The organism is Streptomyces sp. NPDC018019 (assembly GCF_044327805.1).
In the GTDB taxonomy this organism is placed as follows: domain Bacteria; phylum Actinomycetota; class Actinomycetes; order Streptomycetales; family Streptomycetaceae; genus Streptomyces.
Window position 1 is genome coordinate 94,834 of sequence record NZ_JBIRGD010000006.1, and the last position, 23,489, is coordinate 118,322.

The window sequence follows — 23,489 nt, forward strand, 5'->3', positions numbered from 1 at the left end:
GCGGGTCGCCACACGGCCAACGGGCGCGTCTGCTGTGCTCATGGCTGTCCTCCGAGGGCCTTGCGGAGCTGTTCCACGAGGGTGCGTACGGTGCCGCGCATCTCCGGGGGGAGGTCGGCGGCGCCTTCGGCAATGCCGCGGACCGCGGGATCACCGAGCAGCACAGCGTCTTCCTCCGAGGCGCTGCCCGCCGTGCGGTACGCGGTGTGCTGCGGCCGGCCGGAGCGGTGTCTGCGGATACGTTCGAGATCACGTTCCACGGCGCGGACAACGGGGTGGTCTTCGGGCCCGTGGAAGTAGTCGGTCGACACCCCGAACAGCCGGGCCAGCGCTGCGGCCTTCGCCAAGCTGGGCATCGCTTCACCCCGGCGGAGCCGGCCGACGTGCTGGGGGGAGAGGCCACTGCGCTGGGCGATCTCGGAGTCGGTGTAGGGGCGTCCGAGAGCGGCCGGATACACCGCAGCGATCAGTCGGCCAAGGCGGTCGGCGAAGAGGGCAGCGCCTTGGCGGTCGTCCGGTGTGCGCGATGCTGCTGCTCCGGGTCCCGATGACTGCATGTGGCGGACCATAGACCCGCTGGGAAGGTTTGCGAACCCTCCCCGTCGAGCCGCGAACGTATCCGTTCGTTCCCGTCCCAGCGTGCTGCGGGGGTGACCTGCAACTTCATCTTCATTTTTCCGCGGTGGTTGACGCGGCGCGGACCGGGCGCCAAGCATCGGAACGCAGGGCGGGATACCGGCCGCATTCACGGTCCGTGCTGCACTCGGCACGGTGGCTGCCGGTGTTCTGGTCGCGCCGCCCGTCCATCACACATTCCCCCGGCGGTGGGCGGGTGGCGGAGCAGCAGGGAAGAGGTGGTCCGCGTGGCATTGGCGAAGATCGCGTTGCTCGTGTTGCGGAGCGTTGGGCGGGACTCTGCTCTGCTCTTCGCAGGGGTCGGCAGTGGGCAGTTCAGCGTAGGCGGACCCGGCAGTGCTGCTCCCGCCACCGGTGGCGGACGAAGGAAGACGCTCATCGCTTGCACCCTGCGTCAGAGTATCGGGGCGGAAGCGCGCGCAAGGGCGCTCACCTGCCAGCCAGCAGCCGTTGTGATCTTCTGGGCTGTCCGGCCGTCGGGAACGGGCGGGGCGGCCGGGCGGTGGTGTGGCGCGTCCGGATCGCCGACGGTGCGACAGAAGAATCATGAAGTCCATGTGAGAAGCGTGTTGACTGCCGCGCCGGCCGGAGGAATATGTAGTCCCACACCGGAAGTTACACGGCACCTCACCCGGTGGATCAACAAACCCCATGCTCCTGTATCCGGTGGAATCGGTCAGGTTGGAGCCAAGGCAACATGTAAGGACCCGGACCAGAATGGTGATCCAGTTTCCGGGAGGGCTCGCCGGTTTCTCTGACACCGGGCCCTACGCCCGAAGGGCCCGCGAAAGCGTGAGAACCACGCGAGATCGAAGATCAGACAGCACAAGCGAATACGAACAAGGTATGCACTGCACAGCCGCCCCGGGTCGCCCGTCCCGTCAAACGGTGCTGGCGGCCGTGCAGTGCATATTCTTTGCAGACCGGGCAGGGCGCGGTGCGATGAGATCCCCATCCCTGTCCGGTCTGTGGAGCAACGGTCACGCATCCCCACTGCGTCCGGGAACCCGGACCCCGTTTCCTCCCGTACGGGCCATGAGAAACCAAGAGGGGGCGGGGTGTCCCCATCTGACGAAGATGAAGATTACGCACAATGGGCGCGCGAAAAGAACAGGGGACTGCCGCCGATGTCGCCGACGGTGATGGAACGAGTGGCCAGAACATACGATCCGGCCGTCAGTCCGACGGAGGAGGAATCGGCATAGGGTCCGATATCCGGTGCCGCACTTCATCTTCGGTGGACGGTCCCGGTGTGACGAGAATCCGGAACCCGCTGTATGCCTGCCGGAGGCGTTCGCGTTTCCTGGCAGGTGAGGCGGTTTTCCACTCCTCCCTGATGTCCCGCAGTGTCTCGATGTCCACGGCGGGTGCGGGCGTCGCCTCGACCTTCTCCAGTTTCTTCTGCTCTTTCCCGATCTGGGCCAGCAGGTCATCGACCATGGCCTCGTGCTCGGACTGCGAGACCTTGCCCTCGTTTAGCCGTCTGTTCCAGTACGTCTTGAGTTCTTCGAGCTTGCCGATCTTGTCCTCATGCGGCTTGCGCTGGCGGCGGCGTGCTTCCAGCGCCTTCTTTATCTGGGCGACTTGCTTCGGCTGGGACAGCCGGTCAAGGACCATGGCTTCGATGGCCCTGTCGAGTGCGCGCCAGTCCGCGATCGTCCTGCCGCATCCCCCGTACTTCGCGTTGCACCGGTAGTGCCGCCGTTCCACTCCGTCCGCGTACGTCTTGTGGCGGGTGTCGATGTAGATCGTGAAGTATCCGCCGCAGTCCGCGCAGCGGACAGGGGTGTCCTTGCCGGTGCACAGGTAGGTTTCCAAGGGCGGGCGCCCCCTCCGGGATTGCACCAGGGAAACGAATGCCTGCCAGTCGACGGGATCTACGATCGGTTCACCGGTGAGCCTGCCCGCGATGTTGCCGCGGCCCAGTGTGACGTAGCCCCCCATCCGGCCAGACATCAGGGCGGCGCGCAGTGAGTCAACGGTCCAGCGCCGCCGGGGGCAGTCACAGGAATACTGCCGGTAGATGATCCCGACCAGTGCTGCCCGTCTTTCCTTGCACTCTTCTGTATGATCCTGGGCTGTTGAGTAGACGCCGGCGCTGTTCATGAAATCCCGGACCTCCGGCCACTTGGCGCCAGCGAGGACGCGGGCCACCGCCTCGCGGGCGTAGACCTTTTCGGACTCGCGGACCGTGTGGCCGTCCTCCTCGAATCCGAAGGGGCGATAACGGCCGCGGCGCCCCTCACCCCGCTGGGCCTTCTGCCGGTTGCCGCGCTGGACCTTGGTGCTCAGACGGTGGCTGTAGTACTGGGCGCTTACCGCCGCGTCGTAGAAGGATTTTTCGCCTTGCGGCGTGGTGAGATCGAATTCGCCGTCGGAGTCGTAGATCATCACGCGTCGGCCTTCGCCGCGGGCCTTCTTGACCACGGCGACGATGCGGAAGGCGTCTTCGACCGTGCGCAGGAAGCGCTCGATGTCGAAGATCACGGCACCGTCGGACTGGCCGGTCTCCATGCGCTTGATCAGTTTTTCCCAGTCCCCGCGGAAGACACCGGGTTTCCAGGCTGATTTCCCCTTGTCCTCCAGTTGCTCGCCCAGCTCCGCGCCGAGATCTTCAATGCGCTTGGCGTTGATCTGGTGCTGTCCGCTGATGCTCATGTTCCGTTTGTCACCGGCTGCGGACTCCCGCGCATAGTCATCCAGGATCTGGCGAGCCATGCCATGACGGTAGCCTTACCCTTTGCGCCGGGGATAGTGCACCGGCAGCAATAAGTGGGCTACTTCTGGAAGATGCACGACCCGGCCAACGGCGGTGGTGCGCCGTCCACGTTCCCCGACGCGCGGTCGGGTCTGATCTGGCCGAGCCACGAGGGCTGGGGCGTGTTCTCCGCGATGGTGTTCTGGGACGCGGACGACCGGCCGAACGAGTACCGGGCCCGCTTCGTGCGCGATCCGCTCGGGCCCGGTTACGACTCGACGGCCACCACCGACACGTGGAAGACCGGGGGCGGCCAGTACAAGACGTACATATGGCAGATGTTCGTCCACAAGGGGACGCCGGTCGGGCTGAAGATCTCCGCGCGCGGCTCCGGGGACACCAAGGTCCCGGCCGCGATCACGCACGCGCAGTTCAAACTGGCGATCCATACGGAGGTGGTGCGGCCGTAGGGGCCGCGGGTCAGCCGGCCAGGGCCAGCGCGGGCCGCAGACCGTCGGGACGCTCGGTCACCGGCAGGTGGTCGACGGGCAGGTACGCGCAGCCCAGCGCCGTCGCACCGCCGTCCGCCGTCCGGTCGTCGCCCACCATCAGGACGTCCGTGGGCGCCAGCCCCAGCTCCTCGCACGCGATCTCGAACAGCCTCGGGTCCGGCTTCTGGATGCCGTGCTCGTACGACAGGACGTAGCCGTCGACGAAGCGGTCGAGACCGTGGGCGCGGAGCACCGGCCGCAGGTCCCAGCCGATGTTGCTGACCACGGCGGTACGGATGCCGCGCCGCCGCAGTTCGCCCAGCACCTCGGCGGCGTCCGGGTACGGCGCCCACGCGGCGGGTGTCATGTGGCGGTCGTACAGCGCGTCGTACAGCCTGTCGTCGGGCAGCGGCACCTGCCGGGCCAGCCCGGTGTACAGCTCGCGGTGCCGGCCGGCGCTGCGGTCCCGGACCTCCCACAGGGCGGCCAGACCGGGTGGCAGCCGTTCCGGGGAGGGGCCGCCGGGCAGCGCCCCGGACCGGCCCAGCTCCGCCGCCAGGCGGACGACCTCCGCCTCCGCGAGCTCCGTCCCGGTCTCCGCGAGCACCGCGCGCAACCAGCTCTCCGGCGATTCGATCCGCAGCAGCGTCCCGGAGAAGTCGAACAGCACACCCTTGATCGTCATACCGCCATCCTGCCGCGCCGGCGGCCCGCCGTCACCGTCGGGCCCCGTACCGGCGGGTGTACGCCGGCGCCGCGACCGCCACCAGGGCGCCGCCCAGCAGCCAGCCGCCGAGCACGTCCGTCGCCCAGTGGACCCCGAGGAGGACCCGGGTCAGGCCGACACCCGCCACGGAGACCACGACCAGTGCCGCGGCGGCCCGCCGCCAGGCCCGGCGCACCCCGTACAGCCGCAGCAGCCACAGGGCGAGGCCGCCCGCGACCGCCGCCGTCATCGCGTGCCCGGAGGGGAAGGCCGCGTAGCTCGCCGAGTCGACCGGGTCCGGCCAGACCGGGCGGTGGCGGCCCACCAGGGCCTTGAGCAGCTGCTGGAGCGCCGTGCCCAGCGCCGCCGTGACCGCCACCCAGCAGCCGAGCACCCACTGCCGCCGGCACACCAGCGCGATGACCGCGACGGCCAGGAGGGCGCGCAGCGTCCAGGGGTCCCAGACCCAGTCCGAGAAGACGCGGTTGGCCTGGGTCAGGCCGGGCTCCGCGACGGCCGTGCGGTGGAAGGCGGTGGCGATGGACCGGTCGAGGGCGAGCAGGGGGCTCCAGCGGGCGGCGATCAGGGCGAGGAGGACGGTGAAGGGGAGGAACAGGAGCAGGGGGAGGAGAGCGGAGAAAGCGAGGGGGCGGGAGCGGTGCGGTGCGGGCGACGGCCTGGGGGACATGGGGAAATCCTCGCGGAGAGAGCGGAGGAGGGCCAGGGCGCTCCCGTCCGGAGGCACGTTCGTACGCCCGCGCGTTCCCGCCGACCCGCGCCTTCTCGCCGCGCCCGCGCGCCCCGTGCCTGCTCGGCGCACCCCGTGCCTCCTCAGTACGTCAGCGCGCTCAGCCCCGGCATGAACGTCACCAGCAGCGGCACCGCCGGGACCAGCGCCGCGACCGCCGTCATCCGCAGACGCCGGCCGGGCGTGAAGCGGGGAGCGGGGGCCAGCAGCCGGTGCACCCGGTCCGGGAGCTGGGCGCACTGGGCGGGGCACGGGCCGAACACCCCGCGGTCCTCGTTGAGTTCGACGAGCGCCAGGGCGATCGTCAGCCGCCCGAAGCGGCGCGAGGCCACGTCGTCGGCGGCCAGCTCGACCAGCCGGTGCACCTGGTCGCGGAACGCGGCGAAGACCGGGACCTGCGGGAAGCCGGCCGCGAGCGCGGACGCGCAGTACAGCAGGACGTCGTGCCGGGCCCGTGCGTGGCCCTGCTCGTGGGCGATCAGCGCATCGAGCTGACGGCCTTTCAGGCGGCGCAACGCCGAGGTGGTGATGACCAGTTGGGACGTGGCGCCGGGCAGCCACCACGCCTCCGGGCGGTCGCCCTCCAGGACGACGAGCCGGTCCCCGGTGCGCTCCTCGCCGGGCAGCAGCGGCGAGCGCCGCAACAGGTCCGTACGCCGCTGCCGGCGCCGGGCGCGGGCCTCCCGCACCTCGCGGGTGAGCATCACGGCCGTCCACGCGCCGCCGCACGCCAGCGCCGCGGCCAGCACGCCGGCCCACGGGCCGTACGCCTTGAGCGCGTACGCGTCGACGACGACGCGCGGCGCGTGACCGAAGAGGTGGCTGCGCACGGCTTCCCAGGCGGCGGCGCCGCTGAGCGACATGGCGAGCACACAGCACAGCAGGACGGCGGCGACCACGCACTGCCACACCCACAGGGCGAGCACCGGTTCGCGGTCGGGCCAGTCGGCGCGGGCCATCAGGCGCGGCGCCATCGCCGCAGCCAGCGCGCCGAGCACCATCAGCGCGAGGGGGACCATCATGGGCGTCAGCCTATGAGCGAGCGGCTGCCGCCAGGTACGGTACGGCGCCGGAAGTGACGTATACCACCGACACCGTGGGTGCGGACGGTGCGCGAGGGACGTCCGGCGGTCCAACCGGCCCTTGCGCGGGCCCCGTCGGCGGGCCGGTGGAGCGGTGAGGCGTCAGAGGGTGAGCAGCATCGCGAACATGCCGATGCCCATCGCCACCCGGCACGCGCCCACCACCTCCGGCCACGCGGCCCGCACGGGCGCCGGTACCGGCGCGCCGTCCGCCGGGCCCGCCGGGGCCAGCCGTACGCCGGCGGCGACGACGTACACGGCGTAGTACGTCAGCAGCAGCCCGGTGAGGACCGGCAGTCCGCCCGGCCCCATGGCGTCCATCTGCTCCATGCCTCCTGAGTGCGACGCGTGCCCGCCGGTGAGCGGACCGCCGCCGGGGACGGCCACCATCGCGAGGGACATGTAGACCATCGCCGCGGCACCCACCGCGTGGTGCGGATGCAGCCTGACCAGCGCCCACAGGCCCGCCACGGCGAAGACGGCCGCGAACACCCACGGGGTCCAGGGCGGCTGGGCGACGGCGGAGGCGGGCATCGCCATCGCCGCCATGCCGAGCCCCATCAGCGCCTCGCCGCGCGCTTCCCGCCGCTGCGTGGCCGTACCCCGGCGCACACTCGACAGGCAGTACGCGCCCGCCCCGGCACACAACAGCACCAGCAGCCAGCCGACCCATGACGGTCCGTGCACGGCGTCCTCCCCGTAAGCCCGTACGGCGGTCGCGTGCGGACCGCACGCGCGGCGCGCGGCATCACACGGAGCCCGGTACAGCCGCATGGTGCCCCGCGGGCGGCCCGGGGACGCCCGTCGGAAACCGGGAACGGGGAGCGCACGGGCGCAACAGGGGAGCACGGGCGACCGGTGGGGGACGGTGCGGGACGGGAGGACGGTCCCGTACCGTCGCCACGCCGGTTCCGCCGGTCAGATGCCGGGCCGGTACCGGATGGGGTGGTCCGCGGGCACCTCCGTCAGCACGATCCGGTGGCCGTCCGGGTCGGCGATCCACATCTCGACCAGGCCCCACGGTTCCCGCACCGGCGGGCGCAGGATCTCCACGCCCTGGGCCTTCAGTTCCTCGTGCGCGGCGGCGGCGTCGGCGACCTGGAGCCACAGCTGGAGCGTGGCGGTCGGGGGCTCGGCGGAGCGGCCGGAGACCTCCAGGAAGCCGCCGCCGAGGAAGTACACCGTGCCGCGCTCCGGGCCGGTACCGAATTCGCGGTAGATCTCCAGGCCCAGCGCGCGGCCGTAGAACTCCCGCGACCGCTCGGGGTCGGACGGCCGCACCAGCACCCTGCTGCTCAGTACATGCACCATGCTGCGGACCCTACGCCGCCGGGCCCGCACACCGCGGCCGCGGGCCGGAATCCGCCCGTCGGAGCCGTCGCACGCCGGGCGGGCCCGGGCGGTGGACCAAGGCGTCTTGTTAGCCTCCGGTACGGCCGTACGCGTGCACCGCCCCCGCACCGATCCGTACCGCCGCGCAGAGCCCGCCACCGGAAAGGACGTCCGCCATGACGACCGTCGAGCTGACCTACCGAGCCGCCACCGAGGCCGACGTCCCGGCGCTCGTCGCCCTGATCGAGTCCGCCTACCGCGGCGACGCGAGCCGGGCCGGCTGGACCACCGAGGCGGACCTGCTGGAGGGGCAGCGCACCGACCCGGAGGGCGTCGCGGCCGTCGTGGGCGACCCGGACAGCGTGCTGCTGGTCGCCGAGGACGCGGGCGAGCTCGTCGCCTGCTGCCAGCTCGAACACCGCGGCGACCACGTGTACTTCGGCATGTTCGCGGTCCGTCCGACGCTCCAGGGCGGCGGCCTCGGCAAGGTCATCCTGGCCGAGGCCGAGCGCACCGCCCGCGCCCGGTGGAACGCCGCCGAGATGCGGATGTCCGTCATCCGGCAGCGCTCCGACCTGATCGCCTGGTACGAGCGCCGCGGCTACCGGCGCACCGGCGAGATGCTCCCGTTCCCCTACGGCGACGAGCGGTTCGGCATCCCGCGGCGCGCCGACCTGGAGTTCGAGCTGCTGGTCAAGCCGCTCGGCTAGGTCGTGTCCTTCGGATCAGCCAGGCGCCGCGGGCCCAGGACGATCCGAAAGACACGGCCTGGCACCCGGGACCCGGGACCGCCGGGCGGGCCGCCGCCCGCGCCGCCTCACGCCGTGAACCGCACCGCCCGCCGGATTTCGGGGAAGTCGGTCACCACGCCGTCCAGTCCGAGCCCGCGGCTCAGCCGCAGCTCGTCGTGGGTGTTGACGGTCCAGCCCAGGACGCGCAGGCCCGCCGCGTGCGCCCGCTGGACCAGCTCCAGGGTGAGCCGGCGGATGTCGAGGGAGAGCGCCGAGGCGCCGACGGCCAGCGCGCGGTCCACCACATCGATGCCGTAGTGCTCGGCGACCAGCGCGGTCCGTACGCCGGGCAGCAGCTCGAAGACCGTGGCCAGCGCCTCGTCGTGGAAGGAGATGACCTCGACCCGGGCGGTCAGGTCGCGGGCGCGCAGCACGTCCACGAGCGCCCGGGCGGCGGCCACGTCCTTGATCTCCGCCTGGAGCGGCGTCCGCACCGCGTCCACGATCTCCTCGAACACGGGGATCCGCTCGCCGTCACCGGCGTCCAGGTCGCGCAGCTCGGCCAGCGTGCGGTCGGCGACCGGTCCCGTCCCGTCGGTGGTGCGGTCCACGTCCGCGTCGTGCAGGACCACGAGCGCGCCGTCCTTGCTCAGGTGCAGGTCCAGCTCGATGACGTCGAGACCTTCGCGTTCGGCGCGGACGAACGAGCGCAGGGTGTTCTCCGGCTCGACGCCCATCATCCCGCGGTGTCCGATGGTGAGAAAGGACAAGGCTGCCTCGTTTCTGTCGGTGTGCTGCCGGATCGGTGCCGGCCGCTGGCCACGGCTGCCGTCCCTGTGCCGCGCGTGGACCACCGGCTGCTCTCGAAACGGCGCACAGCCTAACGGGCGGCCCGCAGCGCGGATCCGTTGTCGGACAGCCCGCCGGCCTGGCCGGAACGGGGGCTTGCCACGCCTGCCGCACGGGCCGGGCGGCCGTGGGATTCCGGGGCCGTACGGGTGCCCGCGCGGGATGCTTCCGCCGGGGCGGAAGCGCTCCGGGCGGCTCCGTCCGTTCCGTCCGGGGGTGTCCGCCGGTACGTCGGCTCACCCGTGCGTGGGCGAGTCCTCCGGAGGCTGACGCGGCGGGCCGACGGGGCGGTCCGGCGCGGCGCGGGGTTCCCCGGCGTACCGCCCAGCACGGCCCCGGCGTACCGCACAGCACGGAACCGGTCAGGAACCACAGCCGCCCACAGGGCCGCTCGCCCGCCGGGCGGCCGGGATTCGACCGGAACCGGGTGCCCGCGGGCGCCGCGGGGCGGCCGGCCGCGGGTGGCCACCGCGCCCGGATACACCGGCCGATCCTGGGTACGGGCTGGAGGATGCGCGGCAGGCATGGTTCCACCGGACAGAAACTTCCGCATCCGCTACGCACGGCAGGAAAAAGATTCGTGACCATGGGGGTTTGGCGAAACAATTTCCTCTGGGGCTCTTGAGAAGGCGAAGCACCCCTGGATACCGTGTCGGCACAACAGGATCTCCTGCCGGAGGGTAGTCATGACGGAAATTCTTTCGCCTGTGGGTGCCCCAGGGGGCACCATCACCGCAGAGCGTGTGGTGGCGCACCCGGCGTGGCCGGTGCTGAAGGACGCCATCGAGACCATCCGCCCGTGGCAGTCCAAGGACGGCTCGATCGACCTCGCCGCCGAGGGCGCGCCCGCCGCCGACACCATCCGGCGCGAGGTCGCACGCGTGATAGCGGCCGTCGAGGAGCTGGCGCCGCTCCTCCCGCACGACGCCGCCTACCACCGGGCGCTCGTCGCGGACCTGCGCCGCTGGGCCGACGGCGGCTTCGCCGTACCGGACTTCCTCGACTCCCTGCTGGCCTTCCAGCCCGCACGGCAGCGGTCCGACGGCCTCCAGCACCTGGTCGTCTTCCCCATGTACACGCAGAACGGCAACCCGGACCGCAACTTCGAGGCGGTCGTGCTGCGCATGGTCTGGCCCGAGTGGCTGGCCGAGCTGGAGCGCACCCGTTACGACAACCCGCTGTTCTGCGGCATCACCTTCGAGGACTTCACCGCCGGCTACGACACCAACTCCGCGGTCCTCTTCCCGGAGACCATCGCGGTGCGCGAGGCGCCCGAGCGCTTCACCTGGGGCGGCATCTTCTGCGACCGGGAGGCCGCCCGCTTCCGCCGGGTCAGCGAGGCCGCGGTGGCCACGCTGGGCGTCGAACTGCCCGAGGACATCCGCGGGATGCTCGCCGACCAGGAGCGCTGCCAGGAGGCGTTCGTGCTCTGGGACATGGTCCACGACCGCACCCACAGCCACGGCGACCTGCCCTTCGACCCCTTCATGATCAAGCAGCGGCAGCCGTTCTGGATGTACGGCCTGGAGGAGCTGCGCTGCGACCTGACCGCCTTCAAGGAGGCGGTGAAGCTGGAGGCGGAGGGCTACCGCCAGGCCCGCGACGTCCAGTACGCGGTCATCTTCGACCGGCTGTTCCGCTTCCCCGTCACCGGCGACCGGGTACGCAACTACGACGGCCTGGGCGGCCAGCTGCTCTTCGCCTACCTGCACCGCCACGACGTCGTACGCTGGACGGACAACACCCTGCACATCGACTGGGACCGGGCCCCGCAGGTCACCAACCAGCTGTGCGGCGAGATCGAGAAGCTGTACCGGGACGGCATCGACCGGCCCAAGCTGGTCCACTGGTTCGCCGCCTACGACCTCGTCTCGACCTACCTCGCCCCGCACCCCGGCTCCGTCTGGGCCAAGGGCCCCGACGCGCTCGACCTCGACAAGCCGCCGCGCAAGCTGGTCGACGACGTTTTGCCGGACGAATTCCCGCTGAGCATGTTCTACGAGGCCCTCGCCAAGAAACTGCGCGGCGTGATTGCCTCCACGAAGGGCATCACGGCGCGGGACGACGTGCCGGCGGCGGTGTGAGGACCGGCGGCACACAGGGCAGGCCGGAGCACGAGGAGACGAGGGACATGAGTACTGCGACGAACGGCCAGGGGCCACTGGAAGGCGCGGTCATCGCGGTGGCCGGGGCGGCGGGCCCCGCGGGACGCGCGACGCTGCTGCGGCTGGCCGAGGCGGGCGCGACGGTGGTGGCGTCGGACGCGGACGCCGCGCGACTGGCGGAGGCCGTGGACGCCGCGCGGTACGCGCACGGCGGCGCGACCGTCACCGGGGACACCGTCGACCTGCTGGACCTGGACGCGACGCGCGCCTGGGCGGACCGTACGGAGAAGGAGTTCGGCCGGGTCGACGGGCTGGTGCACCTGGTCGGCGGCTGGCGCGGCTCCGCGTCGTTCGCGGAGACCGACCTCGCGGACTGGGACCTGCTGGAGAAGCTGCTCATCCGTACGGTCCAGCACACCTCGCTGGCCTTCCAGGGCCCGCTGGAGCGCTCCGGGCGGGGCAGGTTCCTGCTGGTCAGCGCGGCGGGCGCGAGCAAGCCGACCGCCGGGAACGCCGCGTACGCCGCGTCCAAGGCCGCCGCCGAGGCGTGGACGCTGGCCCTCGGCGACGCCTTCCGCAAGGCCGGGGGAGCGGACGGCCCGAAGGCGGCGGCTGCCATCCTGGTGGTCAAGGCGCTCGTCAACGACCAGATGCGCGCCGAGCGCCCGAATGCCAAGTTCGCGGGCTTCACGGACGTCAAGGACCTGGCCCAGGCCATCAGCGGCGTCTGGGAGCGGCCCGCCCAGGAAGTGAATGGACAGCGTCTGTGGCTGACCCCCGAAGCGTGACCGAACGGCAGACCGACGCCCGGCGGCGCCACGACCTGACGGTGCGCGGCTTCGCCAGCGACAACTACGCGGGCGCCCACCCGGAGGTGCTGGCGGCGATCGCCCTCGCCAACGGCGGCCACCAGGCCGCCTACGGCGAGGACGAGTACACCGAGCACCTCCAGCGGATCATCCGCAGCCACTTCGGACAGACCGCGGAGGCGTTCCCGGTCTTCAACGGCACCGGCGCCAACGTGGTCGCCCTCCAGGCGATGACCGACCGCTGGGGCGCGGTGATCTGCGCCGAGAGCGCGCACGTCCACGTCGACGAGTGCGGCGCCCCGGAGCGCGTCGGCGGGCTGAAGCTGCTGACCGTGCCGACCGAGGACGGCAAGCTGACGCCCGAGCTGATCGACCGGCAGGCGTACGGCTGGGACGACGAGCACCGCGCCATGCCGCAGGTCGTCTCGATCACCCAGAACACCGAGCTGGGCACGGTCTACACCCCCGACGAGGTGCGGGCCATCTGCGAGCACGCGCACGAGCGCAACATGCTGGTGCACCTGGACGGGTCGCGGATCGCCAACGCGGCGGCGTCGCTGGACGTCCCGATGCGGGCCTTCACGAACGCGGCCGGGGTGGACGTGCTCTCGCTCGGCGGCACCAAGAACGGGGCGCTGTTCGGCGAGGCCGTGGTGGTCGTCAACCCGGACGCGGTGCGCGCGATGAAGCACGTGCGCAAGCTGTCCATGCAGCTGGCCTCCAAGATGCGCTTCATATCCGTGCAGTTGGAGGCCCTGCTGGCGCGCGACCTGTGGCTGCGCAACGCCCGGCACGCCAACGAGATGGCCCAGCGGCTCGCGGCCGGCGTCCGCGCGGTCGACGGCGTGGAGATCCTCTACCCCGTCCAGGCCAACGCCGTCTTCGCGCGTCTGCCGCACGACGTCACCGAGCGCCTCCAGAAGCGCTACCGCTTCTACTTCTGGGACGAGGCGGCGGGCGACGTCCGCTGGATGTGCTCCTACGACACGACGGAGGAGGACGTGGACGGCCTGGTGGCCGCTCTCCGGGAGGAGATGGGGCGGTAGCCGGGACGCTTCCCGGACATCGATCGGCGGGCCGTCGTCGGCCCGCCGGTCCTCGTTCCACGACGGACCGCGCGTGCGCGGTGCCGCGGTCAGCGCACCAGCGGCAGGAAGATCGTGTCGACGATCTCATCGAGGACGTGGTCGCCGGGGCTGGTGCCCGTCTCCTGGTAGTAGCCGGCCAGGTGCACGTTCATGACGGTGACGAGCTGGACACGGGTGGCGTTGGTCGTCCGCATGAGGGTGAGGACGTCCTCGCGCAGGCTCCCGGTGTCGGGGACCTCGGTCCGGGAGCGCTCCAGGCCGTGGGCGACGGCCGCCCGGACCAGCGCCTCGCGGTCGGACCAGCGGCGGTAGAGCACGGGAGGGCTGGTACCGGCGCGCCGGACGACGGCGTCCATGGTGAACCTGGCGTAGCCGTTGGCCGCGAGTTCGTCCCAGGCCGCGTCCAGGAGCGCCTTCTCCGGTGTGGCGCACGGCATTCACCGTCATCGTCGGCGCCCTCGCCGTCGTCTTCGACACCACCATCGTCACCGTCGCCCTCCACCGCCTGGCCACGGAACTCGACGCGCCGCCGGCCACCGTCCAGTGGGTGAGCACCGGCTATCCGCCGGCCGTCTTCGTCGCCATCCCGCTCGCCGGGTGGGCCCAGTCCCGGCTCGGCGGCAGACGCCTGCGGATCGCCTCGCTGGGCGTGTTCCTGCTCGGCTCGGTGCTGAGCGCGCCGGCGTGGAACGCGGCCGCCCTCATCGTCTTCCGCGTCGTCCAGGGCATCGGCGGCGGCATCATGATGCCGCTCATGGCCACGCTGGTCATCCAGGCCGCCGAGGGCCGCAACATCGGCACGGTCATGGCCGCCGTCACCCTGCCCACCGCGCTCGGCCCCGTCCTCGGCCCGGTCCTGGGCGGCGTCATCCCTGAACCTGGCCGACTGGCGCTGGATCTTCTTCGTCAACATCCCCTTCTGCCTCGTCGGGGCCTGGCTCGCCCGGCGCAACCTGCCCGACGACCGGCCCGCGCCCGGCAGCCCCCGCACCCGCCTGGACGTCGCCGGCCTGGCTCCTGCTCTCCCCGGGGGTCGCCGCCCTCATCTACGGACGGTCCCGCGTCGGGGACCGTGCGGGCTTCCTCAGCGCCGAGGTGCTCGTACCGCTGCTCGGCGGGCTCGCCCTGGTCACCGGCTTCACCGTCCGGGCGCCGCGGCGCACCGACACGCTGATCGACCTGCGGCTCTTCCGCCACCGCGCCCTGGCCTCCGCCACCACCTGGTCTTCCTGGCCGGCATCACCCTGTACGGGTCGATGCTGCCGCTGCCGCTGTACTGGCAGCAGGTCCGCGGCGAGGACGCGCTCGGCGCGGGCCTGCTCCTCATCCCGCAGGGCATCGGCGTCTTCATCGCCCGTACCCGGGCCGGTCGTCACACCGACCGCTTCGGCCTGCGGCACGCCGAGATACCGGACGCCGGCATCATCACCCGTGTCGCCCAGCAGATCGGCGGCTCGGTGGGCACCGCCGCGCTCGCCGTGGTCCTCCAGCGTGCCACCGGCGACGCCCGTACCCCGGGCGCCCTGGCCGACGGCTTCCGGACCGCCTTCTGGTGGTCGGTCGCCTTCACCGCCGTCGCCGTACCGCTCTGCCTGCTCCTGCCCGGCCGTCCCGAGCCGCAGGCCCCGGCCGGGAAGGCCGAAACCGGACGGGCCGTCCGGGCTTGAGGCTCCGGACGGCCCGTCCGGTACGCCCTCAGGATGGGCTCAGGCCGTGGCCCCCGGCGCCGGGGCCGTGCCACCGAGGTGGGCCGGGATCCACCACGTGTCGTCCGGCCCCTTGGGACGTACGGGGTACGCGCGCTGCGCCGCCTCCAGCAGGTCCTGCACACGGGACCGCAGCCGGTCGGTGATCTTCTCCGGCTGCTCGTCCGGGGCGGCCTCCACCGGCTCGCCGACCCGTATGGTGATGGGGAAGTGGTGACGGCCCAGATCCCGCTTGTGGCCCTTGGTCCACAGTCGCTGGGTGCCCCACAGCGCCATCGGCAGCAGCGGTACGCCCGCCTCCTGCGCCAGCCGGGCGGCACCGGACTTGAAGGTCTTGAGCGTGAAGGACTCCGAGATCGTCGCCTCCGGGAAGACGCCGATGATCTCCCCGCCGCGCAGCGCGTTCAGCGCGTGCTTGTAGGCGTGCACACCCTGCGTGCGGTCCACCGGGATGTGCTTCATCGCGCGCATCAGCGGCCCCGACACCTTGTGCCGGAAGACCGACTCCTTCGCCATGAAGCGCACCAGGCGCTTGGCGGGCCGGGCGGCCAGGCCGCAGAAGACGAAGTCCAGGTATCCGATGTGGTTGCTCACCAGTACCGCGCCGCCGCGCCGGGGGATGTGGTCGGCCCCGCCGATGTCGAACTTCAGGTCGAGCGCCTTGAATGCCGCGCGGGCGGCGCCGATGACGGGCGGGTAGACGAGCTCTGCCATGTCGGGGGACCCCTTTTCTGTGCCTGGGGAGGGTTCTCCCGGCGAAGAAGTTACGCAGCCGTAAGTGTGCGGCTTTCGGGAGATCGTGCCCGATCGGAGGCCCGGGAGCCACCGTACGGGACGCCGCCGCCGGGAGATTCTCGTCACGTGGTGGTGGTCACCTCGTGCGGTTGCCCTCCGCAGCAGAAGGTACACCTCGCGTTCACCGGCGGCGGGAATGAATGCGCCTCTGGGGACGCTGCACGCGAGGAGAACAGGACCGGTGGTGCGCGGCGCCCGGCCCGTGGCGGCCCGCCGCCAGGGGGCCGCGGACCGGCGAGGGAGGGTGCAGTGCGAGGGCAGGACGTGGGGAGGCGGCTGGGCGCCGCGGAGACGGGCGCGGAGCTGGGGGAGCGGGCCACGCTCGTGCAGTTCTCCAGTGCCTTCTGCCGGCCCTGCCACGCCACTCGGCGCGTCCTGGCCGAGGTGGCGGGCATGGTGGACGGGGTGGCTCACGTCGAGATCGACGCCGAGGCGCACCTGGACCTGGTGCGGTCCCTGGGGATCGAGCGCACGCCCACGGTGCTGGTGCTGGACCGGGACGGCGCGGTGGTGCGCCGCGCGGCCGGACAGCCCCGCAAGGCCGACGTCATCGCCGCCCTGGGGGACGCCGTCCGTGATTGATCTCCCAGATGCCCGGCGTCACTTGACTGCCCGGCACACGCGTCGTCAGGGTGACGTCATGCGGCCAGCACCCCTCCTTCTGCCCGGACACGCGCCCGCGGACCTGCCGTACGCCGCCGGCGGGCGCTGTCCCCGTCCGTGAGCGGCGACGACTCCCGCGACGCCGGCGACGGCGCCGCACCGGCCCGGACACCACGGCAGAAGGACATCACCATGACGGTACCGACCGGCCTCGGTACACCCCGTGCCGCAACTCCCGACCTGCTGCGCTCCGTCTTCCGGCAGCACGCCGCCGGGGTCGCCGTGATCACCGCGCCGGGCGCCCGCCCGGCCGGCTTCACCGCCACCTCGCTGACCTCGGTGGCCGCCGACCCGCCCCTGGTCTCCTTCGGCATCAGCACCGGCTCCTCCTGCTGGCCCGCGGTCTCCGAGGCCGGTCACGTCGGCGTCCACATACTCGGCGAGCACCAGCAGGAGCTGGCCGCCACGTTCGCGCGCAGCGGCGCCGACCGGTTCGCCCCGCCGACCTCCTGGCGCCCCGGCCCGTACGGCGTGCCGCTGCTGGACGGCGTGCTGGCCTGGCTGGTGTGCGAGGTGGTGGCCCGGGTGCCGGCCGGCGACCACCGGATCGTGCTGGGCCAGGTCGTCGAGGGGGACCCGGAGGGCTACGCCGGGACGGCCGGGCGCAGCCGCCCGCTGCTGTACCACGAGGGCCGCTTCAACGCGCTGCGCGACTGATCCTCCCCGGGCCCCGCGGCGCGGCCCTCTCAACGCTTCGCACACCCCGCCGGTTCCGCGCCGACGGCTCCGGCGTCCCTTCCGTATCCGTTGGCAACGTCACAGTTCAACGGCCTTGCTTCCGGGGAAAGGGGTGGATGTACTGGCGAGTAATATTTCGGTCGGCGTGGGGAACCCATCCGGCCGGAAGCCGCCCCAACAGGCGCCTATGCTGCCAGCACAAGGCAGTTCGGAAGAGTCGAAGCAGGTAGGAGAGCCGGCGTGAGCCTGAGGATCGTTGTCTGTGTGAAGTACGTGCCCGACGCCACCGGCGACCGGCACTTCGCCGAGGACCTGACCGTCGACCGCGACGACGTGGACGGCCTGCTCTCGGAGCTCGACGAGTACGCGGTCGAGCAGGCCCTGCAGATCAAGGAGGCGGCCGACGGCGACGCCGAGATCACGGTGCTCACCGTGGGCCCTGAGGACGCGGGCGACGCGCTGCGCAAGGCCCTGTCGATGGGCGCCGACAAGGGTGTGCACGTCGAGGACGACGATCTGCACGGCACCGACGCGCTCGGCACCTCCCTGGTACTCGCCAAGGCCGTCGAGAAGACCGGCTACGACCTGGTCGTCTGCGGTATGGCCTCCACCGACGGCACCATGGGCGTGCTGCCCGCGCTGCTCGCCGAGCGGCTGGGCGTGCCGCAGGTGACCCAGCTGTCCCAGGTCTCCGTCGAGGGCACCACCGTCAAGGGCCGCCGGGACGGCGACACCGCCACCGAGCAGCTGGAGGCGTCGCTGCCGGCCGTCGTGTCGGTCACCGACCAGTCCGGCGAGGCCCGTTACCCGTCCTTCAAGGGCATCATGGCCGCCAAGAAGAAGCCGGTGGAGTCCCTGGACCTGGACGACCTGGACATCGAGGCGGACGAGGTCGGCCTGGAAGGCGCCTGGACCAAGGTCGAGGAAGCGGCCGAGCGCCCCGCCCGTACCGCGGGCACGATCGTCAAGGACGAGGGCGAGGGCGGCAAGCAGCTCGCCGAGTTCCTCGCGGGCCAGAAGTTCATCTGAGCCCGGCAGCCCGTCCTCACCACCGCCCTTTTCCCGCAGGAGAGCAATCCCATGGCTGAAGTCCTTGTCTACGTCGACCACGTGGACGGCGCCGTCCGCAAGCCCACCCTCGAACTGCTCACCCTCGCCCGCCGCATCGGCGAGCCGGTCGCCGTGCACCTCGGCCCCGGCGCCGACACCGCCGCCGCCACGCTCGCCGAGCACGGCGCCGTGAAGGTCCTGGCCGCCGACGCGCCGGAGTTCGCCGACTACCTGGTCGCGCCGAAGGTCGACGCGCTCCAGGCCGCCTACGAGGCCGTCTCCCCGGCCGCCGTGCTGCTGCCGTCCTCCACGGAGGGCAAGGAGATCGGCGCCCGCCTCGCGGTGCGCATCGGCTCCGGCATCATCACCGACGCGGTCGACCTGGAGGCCGGCGACGAGGGCCCGGTGGCCACCCAGTCCGTCTTCGCGGCCTCGTACACCACCAAGTCCCGCATCACCAAGGGCACCCCGGTCATCACCGTCAAGCCCAACTCCGCCGCCCCGGAGGCCGCCCCGGCCGCCGGTACGGTCGAGCAGCTCGCGGTGACCGTGGCCGAGACCTCCAAGGGCACCAAGGTCGTCTCGCGCACCCCGCGCGAGTCGACCGGCCGCCCGGAGCTGACCGAGGCCGCGATCGTGGTCTCCGGTGGCCGCGGCGTCAACGGCGCCGAGAACTTCCCGGTCATCGAGGCGCTCGCCGACTCGCTCGGCGCGGCCGTCGGCGCCTCGCGCGCCGCGGTGGACGCCGGCTGGTACCCGCACACCAACCAGGTCGGCCAGACCGGCAAGTCGGTCTCGCCGCAGCTGTACATCGCCGCGGGCATCTCCGGCGCGATCCAGCACCGGGCCGGCATGCAGACCTCGAAGACCATCGTCGCCATCAACAAGGACGCCGAGGCGCCGATCTTCGACCTGGTCGACTACGGCGTGGTCGGCGACCTGTTCGAGGTCGTCCCGGCCCTCACCGACGAGGTCAAGGCCCGCAAGGGCTGACCCCGCCGGGCGGCCGGGCGCGCCCCCGCCGCACGAGTGACACACCAGGGGCCCGTACGCACGCCGCGTACGGGCCCCTGGCGTATCCCGGGGCGACCGGCTGGGCCCGGCCGGGGCTTACGTCCCGTACGCGGGGACGTAAGCCCCGGGTTTCGCACGCCCCGGCGGGCACACCGAGGGTGCCGGATGCCCGACTCCGGAACCCGAAGGGAAGGCCCGCACGATGTCCCTGCCCGAAGCCTCGACCGATGCGTCCGTCCGCGCCCTGCGGATGTGCCTGCCGACCGGTCCCCAGGCCCCCCGCCTGGCCCGGGAGTCGGTCTGCGCCGTCGTGGACCCCGACCGCTACGCCCTCGGCGACGGCCAGACCTGCCTCTCCGAGGTGGTGGCCAACGCCGTCCGGCACTCCAGCGCCCCCGACATCCGGGTGATGCTGATCGGGGAAGGCGGCGGCAGCCTGTTCGCGGCGGTCCGCGACACCGCCCGTACGGTGCCGATGGCCAGCGGCGCCGAGGAGGAGCCGCTGTCCGAGGACGGCCGCGGCCTGGAGGTCCTGGGAGCGCTCGCGGACGGCTGGGGCTTCGACCGCACGCGCACCGGCAAGTGGGTGTGGTTCCGTGTACGGCACCCGCGCACGGCGGACCGCGCCGGGCGGGTGAGCGCCTGATGACCGGGTCCGTGCAGGTACAGGAGAGACCCGCCACCGGGCTCGCCGGGCTGCCGGCGGTGGCCGATCCGGGCGCCGTCACCCCGCAGGACGCCCGCGAGGTGTCCCGGCTCTTCTTCGAGCGGCTGGCTGGGCTGCCGGAGGGCGACCCCGCCCGCCGGTACGTGCGCGACTGCCTGGTCGAGATGAACCTGTCCCTGGTCCACTACGCGGTCCGCAGGTTCCGCAGCCGGGCCGAGGAGACGGAGGACATGGTCCAGGTGGGGACCATCGGGCTGATCAAGGCCGTGGACCGGTACGACCTCGGGCGCGGCACACCGTTCAGCGCCTTCGCCGTCCCGTACATCGTCGGGGAGATCAAGCGGTTCTTCCGGGACACCAGCTGGGCGGTCCACGTGCCGCGCCGGCTCCAGGAACTCCGTATCGACCTGGCCAGGGCGCGGGAGAAACTCGCGCACGACCTGAACCGCGCGCCCACCACCTCGGAAATGGCCCAGTACCTGGAAATCGGCCAGGAAGAGGTCATCGAGGGGCTGTACGCCGGAAACGGATACTCCGCCGATTCCCTCGACGCTCCGCCGGACGAGGGGGACGCCCAGAGCGCGGGCGGACTGCTGGCCGCCCGGCTCGGCGGCGAGGACCCCGCCCTGGAAAAGGCCGAGAACATCCAGGCGCTCAAACCGCTGCTGGACGGTCTGGAAGAGCGGGACCGGCAGATCCTGCACATGCGGTTCGGCGCGGAACTGACCCAGACGCAGATCGGCGACGTGCTCGGTATCTCGCAGATGCAGGTGTCACGGCTGCTGACCCGCATTCTCGCGAGCCTGCGCGAGGGAATGCTCGAAACCGACTGAGGGCGCCGTCCGGGACGTGAAAGCGCGACGGCGAAGGCCCGCCTCCTGCTGTGCGGCAGGAGGCGGGCCTTTTCCCCGGCTTTCCGCGGACTGTGCTGTTCAGGCCGCTCGCCGGTATTCGGCGTCGTGTGCGCGCAGCAGCCGGCGGGCTTCGTGGAGGGCCGCGGCGGGGTCCCGGTGGCCGGTGTAGACGCCGAGGGTGTAGGACACGTCGTCGAGGCGTACGGATTCCGGGCCGCCGTCCCGGGAGGAACCGTTCCGGGTGAGGTTCTGGTATTCGTGGACGAGATCGCGCAGCACCTCGTAATTGATCAGTCGCATGGCGTGCCCTTTCCTGTACGGGAATGCGGTGACCGCCGCAGTGGAATGCCATTCCACCGGCCTGCTGCTTGACCGGTGCCCCGTGGGCGGGGTGAGCGGCAGGGCTTTCGTCCCCCGATGCGCGGGACCTCTTTCCGTCCGGCGCCGCCGAACGGCACCCATTTCCGGCGTACGCGAATTTCTCCGCCGAGGCCCGCATGGGCGGTGTCCGCACCGGACATCACATGGTTTCGGCGGCCGTCACCGAGGCCGGAGATCACCGATGCCGGAGGACGACGGAAGGGGACCACGTGCGGGAGGAGAAGACGGCGCGGCCCGGGCGCCCGGCCGTGCGGCGGGTGCGTTTCCGGGACGGCCCGTGGGCCGTCCGGTGGCTGGTCGCCGTCCGGGCGAGCGTCGCGGCGGCCCTGGCCTGGCAGCTGTGCTCCAGCGTGTGGCACACGCCGCGGCCCGGCCCGGCCATCGTCGCCGCGCTGCTCGTCGTCCATCCGACGGTGTTCCGGTCGTGCACCGCGGGCCTCCAGTACGCGGCCGGGTGCACGCTCGGCGCGCTCATCGCCCTGCCCGCCGCGATCCTCGTCGGGCCGTCCTGGCTGAGCATGAGCGCCGTCCTGCTGCTGTCCCTGCTGGCCGCCGGGCACGAACGGCTCGGCGCGCACGGACTGCACGTGCCGATCACCGCGGTGTTCGTCCTGCTGCTCGGACCGAGCCACGCGCGGGAGATCGGCCCGCATCTGTGGCAGATCGGCGTGGGGATCGCCGTCGCGGTCCTTTTCAACGCCCTGCTGCCGCCGCCGCTGCGGCTGCGCGCCGCGGAGGCCGCCTTGGACCGCCTGCGCGCGGAACTCGCCGGAGTGCTGGACGGCGTGGCCGGCGCGGTACGCGCCTCCCGGCACCCGGACGACGTGCTCGACGCGCAGTGGCGCGCCCACCTGACGGACCTCACCGCCCAGGCCCGCAGCGCGCTCGGCCAGGCGCACGAAAGCCTGCGCTGGAACGCGCGCGCCCCGAACCGGCAGGCCGTCTGGCACCTGGACCAGCGGGTCCTGGAGAGTCTGGAGCGCGTCGCGTACGACACGGAAGCGGTCGTCGCCGCGCTCGACGACCTCCCGGCGTACCGCCTGGCCCACCCCGCGGCGCACCGCCCGCCCACGGAGGCACCCGGACCCGGCGCAGCGGCCGGTACGGACACCTGGGACGAGGAGTTCCGGGCCGGTTGCGCACGGCTGCTGACCTGCCTGGCACTGTGCGTCCGCGGCTGCCGGGGCGGCAGCCCGCACCCCGTCCTGCCCGCCACCCGCCGGGTCTGGCGGGAACTCGCCGAGCGCTGCGACGACCGGCACGGCCGCCTGGACGCACGGGTGGCCGAGTGCCGCCTGCTGATGCTCCTCGACCGGGCCCTCCAGGACGTGGCGGGCGGGCGCCGCCGGACGGCGCGGGCCGCGCCCGGTGCCGCCGCCACCACCGAACTCACCGTCGCCGCCAGGGAAGACACCCATGCGCAAGCCGTCGCCGAGCATCGCTGAGCACCCCGTGGGGGCCGGGCGCCGGTCCCTGCGCAGCCGGTTCGCGCCCCTGCTGCCGCACGTGCCGCCGCGTACCCTGTTCGTCCTCGCCTTCGCCCTGTTCACCCTGGCCGTCGTGACCGTGCCGACCGCTGCCTGCGCGGCGCTGGCCGCCGCCGTACCGGCCGCCCTGCTCGGCCACGCGCTACGGCGCCGGCGCCGGCGGAACCGGTCCGGCGCGTCGGCCGCGACGGCGCAGCGGGTCCTGTTGCGCCCGCTGCCCGGCCGTATCGGGGACCTGCGCCTGCGCGGCACCTACCTCCCGGCCCGGACCGCGACGCGCAGCGGCGGCGACCTCTACGACGCGGTGCGCAGCCCGTACGGCGCCCGGCTGCTCATCGGCGACGTACGGGCCAAGGGAATGCTCGCGGTGGAGGCGTCGGCGGTGCTGCTGCGCGCGTTCCGCGCAGCGGCGTACGAGGAGGAGACGCTGACCGGGGTGGCCCGGCGGCTGGAGGACGACGCCCGGCGGCACATCGCGACGCTGCCGGGCACGGAGACGCCCGAACGGTTCGCCACCGCCCTGCTGGTGGAGATCCCCGCCGGGCAGGTGGCCCGGGTGGTCCACTGCGGACACCCCGAACCCCTGCTGGTCTCCGGCGGCCGGGTCGGCGCCTGCCCGCCGGAGCGCCCCGGCGCCCCCATCGGCATGGCCGACCTGGTGGGGGCCGGACACACGGTCCAGACGCTGCCGTTCCGGGCGGGGGAGCGGCTGGTGCTGTGCACCGACGGGTTCACCGAGGCCCGGGACGCGGCGGGGCGCTTCCACCCGTTCGCCGAACGGCTCGGCGCACGCGCCGCCGAGCCGCTGGACGACCTGGTGGACGGGCTCCGCGCGGACCTGCTGCGGCACACGGGCGGGGCGCCGGCGGACGACGCGGCGCTGCTCGTCGTCGAGCGCGACCCCGGGTGAGCCGCCCGG

24 protein-coding genes and 2 pseudogenes are annotated in these 23,489 nt (G+C 72.5%); 15 read left to right on the top strand and 11 right to left on the bottom strand.

What is annotated here, in order from left to right; translation table 11 throughout:
• Positions 1 to 38 precede the first annotated feature (38 nt).
• The gene (locus ACH4FX_RS12660; RefSeq protein WP_398477998.1) at positions 39 to 557 is read right to left on the bottom strand and encodes a helix-turn-helix domain-containing protein; all 519 of its coding nucleotides are present in this window, start codon (positions 555 to 557) and stop codon (positions 39 to 41) included.
• Positions 558 to 1,812: 1,255 nt separating this feature from the next.
• The gene (locus ACH4FX_RS12665; protein ID WP_398478000.1) at positions 1,813 to 3,354 is read right to left on the bottom strand and encodes a recombinase family protein; all 1,542 of its coding nucleotides are present in this window, start codon (positions 3,352 to 3,354) and stop codon (positions 1,813 to 1,815) included.
• Between the two features lie 66 nt (positions 3,355 to 3,420).
• On the opposite strand from ACH4FX_RS12665, the pseudogene ACH4FX_RS12670 reads away from it, so the two are divergent.
• A pseudogene (locus tag ACH4FX_RS12670) lies at positions 3,421 to 3,804 on the top strand (hypothetical protein); the annotation flags it as partial.
• Positions 3,805 to 3,814: 10 nt separating this feature from the next.
• On the opposite strand, the gene ACH4FX_RS12675 reads toward ACH4FX_RS12670, so the two are convergent.
• From ACH4FX_RS12675 to ACH4FX_RS12695, 5 genes are all read right to left on the bottom strand, one after another.
• Entirely contained in the window at positions 3,815 to 4,510 is a 696-nt protein-coding gene (locus tag ACH4FX_RS12675; RefSeq protein WP_398478002.1) for an HAD family hydrolase, read from the bottom strand.
• Positions 4,511 to 4,541: 31 nt separating this feature from the next.
• On the bottom strand, positions 4,542 to 5,219 hold the full coding sequence (locus tag ACH4FX_RS12680; RefSeq protein ID WP_398478004.1) for a phosphatase PAP2 family protein: 678 nt from the start codon (positions 5,217 to 5,219) through the stop codon (positions 4,542 to 4,544).
• Positions 5,220 to 5,362: 143 nt separating this feature from the next.
• Complete coding sequence (locus tag ACH4FX_RS12685; RefSeq protein ID WP_398478006.1) at positions 5,363 to 6,301, bottom strand: M56 family metallopeptidase; 939 nt, start codon at positions 6,299 to 6,301, stop codon at positions 5,363 to 5,365.
• A 162-nt stretch (positions 6,302 to 6,463) separates the two neighbouring features.
• Positions 6,464 to 7,048 (bottom strand): DUF5134 domain-containing protein, encoded by a 585-nt coding sequence (locus tag ACH4FX_RS12690; RefSeq protein WP_398478008.1) that lies wholly within the window; start codon positions 7,046 to 7,048, stop codon positions 6,464 to 6,466.
• Between the two features lie 231 nt (positions 7,049 to 7,279).
• The gene (locus tag ACH4FX_RS12695; RefSeq protein WP_398478010.1) at positions 7,280 to 7,672 is read right to left on the bottom strand and encodes a VOC family protein; all 393 of its coding nucleotides are present in this window, start codon (positions 7,670 to 7,672) and stop codon (positions 7,280 to 7,282) included.
• A gap of 197 nt (positions 7,673 to 7,869) precedes the next feature.
• On the opposite strand from ACH4FX_RS12695, the gene ACH4FX_RS12700 reads away from it, so the two are divergent.
• On the top strand, positions 7,870 to 8,403 hold the full coding sequence (locus tag ACH4FX_RS12700; protein WP_398478012.1) for a GNAT family N-acetyltransferase: 534 nt from the start codon (positions 7,870 to 7,872) through the stop codon (positions 8,401 to 8,403).
• A 107-nt stretch (positions 8,404 to 8,510) separates the two neighbouring features.
• Here the strand turns inward: ACH4FX_RS12700 and ACH4FX_RS12705 are convergent, their stop codons facing one another.
• Complete coding sequence (locus ACH4FX_RS12705) at positions 8,511 to 9,194, bottom strand: glycerophosphodiester phosphodiesterase (RefSeq protein ID WP_398478014.1); 684 nt, start codon at positions 9,192 to 9,194, stop codon at positions 8,511 to 8,513.
• Positions 9,195 to 9,959: 765 nt separating this feature from the next.
• On the opposite strand from ACH4FX_RS12705, the gene ACH4FX_RS12710 reads away from it, so the two are divergent.
• The 3 genes from ACH4FX_RS12710 to ACH4FX_RS12720 are packed head-to-tail and all read left to right on the top strand — an operon-like array spanning position 9,960 to position 13,233.
• Positions 9,960 to 11,357, top strand: a complete 1,398-nt coding sequence (locus ACH4FX_RS12710) for a DUF6421 family protein (protein WP_398478016.1) — start codon at positions 9,960 to 9,962, stop codon at positions 11,355 to 11,357.
• Positions 11,358 to 11,404: 47 nt separating this feature from the next.
• Positions 11,405 to 12,166 carry an SDR family NAD(P)-dependent oxidoreductase gene (locus tag ACH4FX_RS12715; protein WP_398478018.1) on the top strand — a complete coding sequence of 254 codons (762 nt, stop codon included), beginning with the start codon at positions 11,405 to 11,407 and terminating at the stop codon, positions 12,164 to 12,166.
• On the top strand, positions 12,163 to 13,233 hold the full coding sequence (locus tag ACH4FX_RS12720) for a threonine aldolase family protein (RefSeq protein ID WP_398478020.1): 1,071 nt from the start codon (positions 12,163 to 12,165) through the stop codon (positions 13,231 to 13,233). The genes ACH4FX_RS12715 and ACH4FX_RS12720 overlap by 4 nt, the downstream gene beginning before the upstream one ends.
• 89 nt (positions 13,234 to 13,322) lie before the next feature.
• On the opposite strand, the gene ACH4FX_RS12725 is transcribed toward ACH4FX_RS12720, so the two are convergent.
• Positions 13,323 to 13,712 (bottom strand): TetR/AcrR family transcriptional regulator, encoded by a 390-nt coding sequence (locus ACH4FX_RS12725; protein ID WP_398478022.1) that lies wholly within the window; start codon positions 13,710 to 13,712, stop codon positions 13,323 to 13,325.
• Between ACH4FX_RS12725 and ACH4FX_RS12730 the strand changes: the two are divergent.
• A pseudogene (locus tag ACH4FX_RS12730) lies at positions 13,697 to 14,086 on the top strand (MFS transporter); the annotation flags it as partial. The gene ACH4FX_RS12725 and the pseudogene ACH4FX_RS12730 sit on opposite strands and share 16 nt — an antisense overlap.
• Positions 14,087 to 14,186: 100 nt before the next feature.
• Positions 14,187 to 14,942, top strand: a complete 756-nt coding sequence (locus tag ACH4FX_RS12735) for a hypothetical protein (RefSeq protein ID WP_398478409.1) — start codon at positions 14,187 to 14,189, stop codon at positions 14,940 to 14,942.
• A 39-nt stretch (positions 14,943 to 14,981) separates the two neighbouring features.
• Here ACH4FX_RS12735 and ACH4FX_RS12740 read toward each other — a convergent pair whose 3' ends face one another.
• Positions 14,982 to 15,695 carry a lysophospholipid acyltransferase family protein gene (locus ACH4FX_RS12740; RefSeq protein ID WP_398478024.1) on the bottom strand — a complete coding sequence of 238 codons (714 nt, stop codon included), beginning with the start codon at positions 15,693 to 15,695 and terminating at the stop codon, positions 14,982 to 14,984.
• 330 nt (positions 15,696 to 16,025) lie between these two features.
• On the opposite strand from ACH4FX_RS12740, the gene ACH4FX_RS12745 reads away from it, so the two are divergent.
• From ACH4FX_RS12745 to ACH4FX_RS12770, 6 genes are all read left to right on the top strand, one after another.
• Positions 16,026 to 16,358: a thioredoxin family protein gene (locus tag ACH4FX_RS12745; RefSeq protein ID WP_398478026.1), complete on the top strand. Its 333-nt coding sequence runs from the start codon at positions 16,026 to 16,028 to the stop codon at positions 16,356 to 16,358.
• Between the two features lie 213 nt (positions 16,359 to 16,571).
• Positions 16,572 to 17,096, top strand: coding sequence for a flavin reductase family protein (locus tag ACH4FX_RS12750; RefSeq protein WP_398478028.1), 525 nt, complete (start codon positions 16,572 to 16,574; stop codon positions 17,094 to 17,096).
• A gap of 261 nt (positions 17,097 to 17,357) precedes the next feature.
• Positions 17,358 to 18,146, top strand: coding sequence for an electron transfer flavoprotein subunit beta/FixA family protein (locus tag ACH4FX_RS12755; protein ID WP_398478030.1), 789 nt, complete (start codon positions 17,358 to 17,360; stop codon positions 18,144 to 18,146).
• 51 nt (positions 18,147 to 18,197) lie between these two features.
• Entirely contained in the window at positions 18,198 to 19,160 is a 963-nt protein-coding gene (locus ACH4FX_RS12760) for an electron transfer flavoprotein subunit alpha/FixB family protein (protein WP_398478032.1), read from the top strand.
• A gap of 223 nt (positions 19,161 to 19,383) precedes the next feature.
• Positions 19,384 to 19,827 carry an ATP-binding protein gene (locus ACH4FX_RS12765; protein WP_398478034.1) on the top strand — a complete coding sequence of 148 codons (444 nt, stop codon included), beginning with the start codon at positions 19,384 to 19,386 and terminating at the stop codon, positions 19,825 to 19,827.
• On the top strand, positions 19,827 to 20,681 hold the full coding sequence (locus tag ACH4FX_RS12770) for an RNA polymerase sigma factor SigF (RefSeq protein WP_398478036.1): 855 nt from the start codon (positions 19,827 to 19,829) through the stop codon (positions 20,679 to 20,681). The genes ACH4FX_RS12765 and ACH4FX_RS12770 overlap by 1 nt, the downstream gene beginning before the upstream one ends.
• Positions 20,682 to 20,780: 99 nt before the next feature.
• On the opposite strand, the gene ACH4FX_RS12775 is transcribed toward ACH4FX_RS12770, so the two are convergent.
• On the bottom strand, positions 20,781 to 21,002 hold the full coding sequence (locus ACH4FX_RS12775) for a DUF5133 domain-containing protein (RefSeq protein ID WP_398478037.1): 222 nt from the start codon (positions 21,000 to 21,002) through the stop codon (positions 20,781 to 20,783).
• A gap of 290 nt (positions 21,003 to 21,292) precedes the next feature.
• Here ACH4FX_RS12775 and ACH4FX_RS12780 point away from each other — a divergent pair, with 290 nt between their 5' ends.
• Both ACH4FX_RS12780 and ACH4FX_RS12785 read left to right on the top strand, forming a co-directional pair.
• Positions 21,293 to 22,528, top strand: a complete 1,236-nt coding sequence (locus ACH4FX_RS12780; RefSeq protein WP_398478039.1) for an aromatic acid exporter family protein — start codon at positions 21,293 to 21,295, stop codon at positions 22,526 to 22,528.
• A complete protein-coding gene (locus tag ACH4FX_RS12785; RefSeq protein WP_398478041.1) occupies positions 22,500 to 23,480 on the top strand; it encodes a PP2C family protein-serine/threonine phosphatase in 981 nt (326 codons plus the stop codon). The genes ACH4FX_RS12780 and ACH4FX_RS12785 overlap by 29 nt, the downstream gene beginning before the upstream one ends.
• Positions 23,481 to 23,489 lie beyond the last annotated feature (9 nt).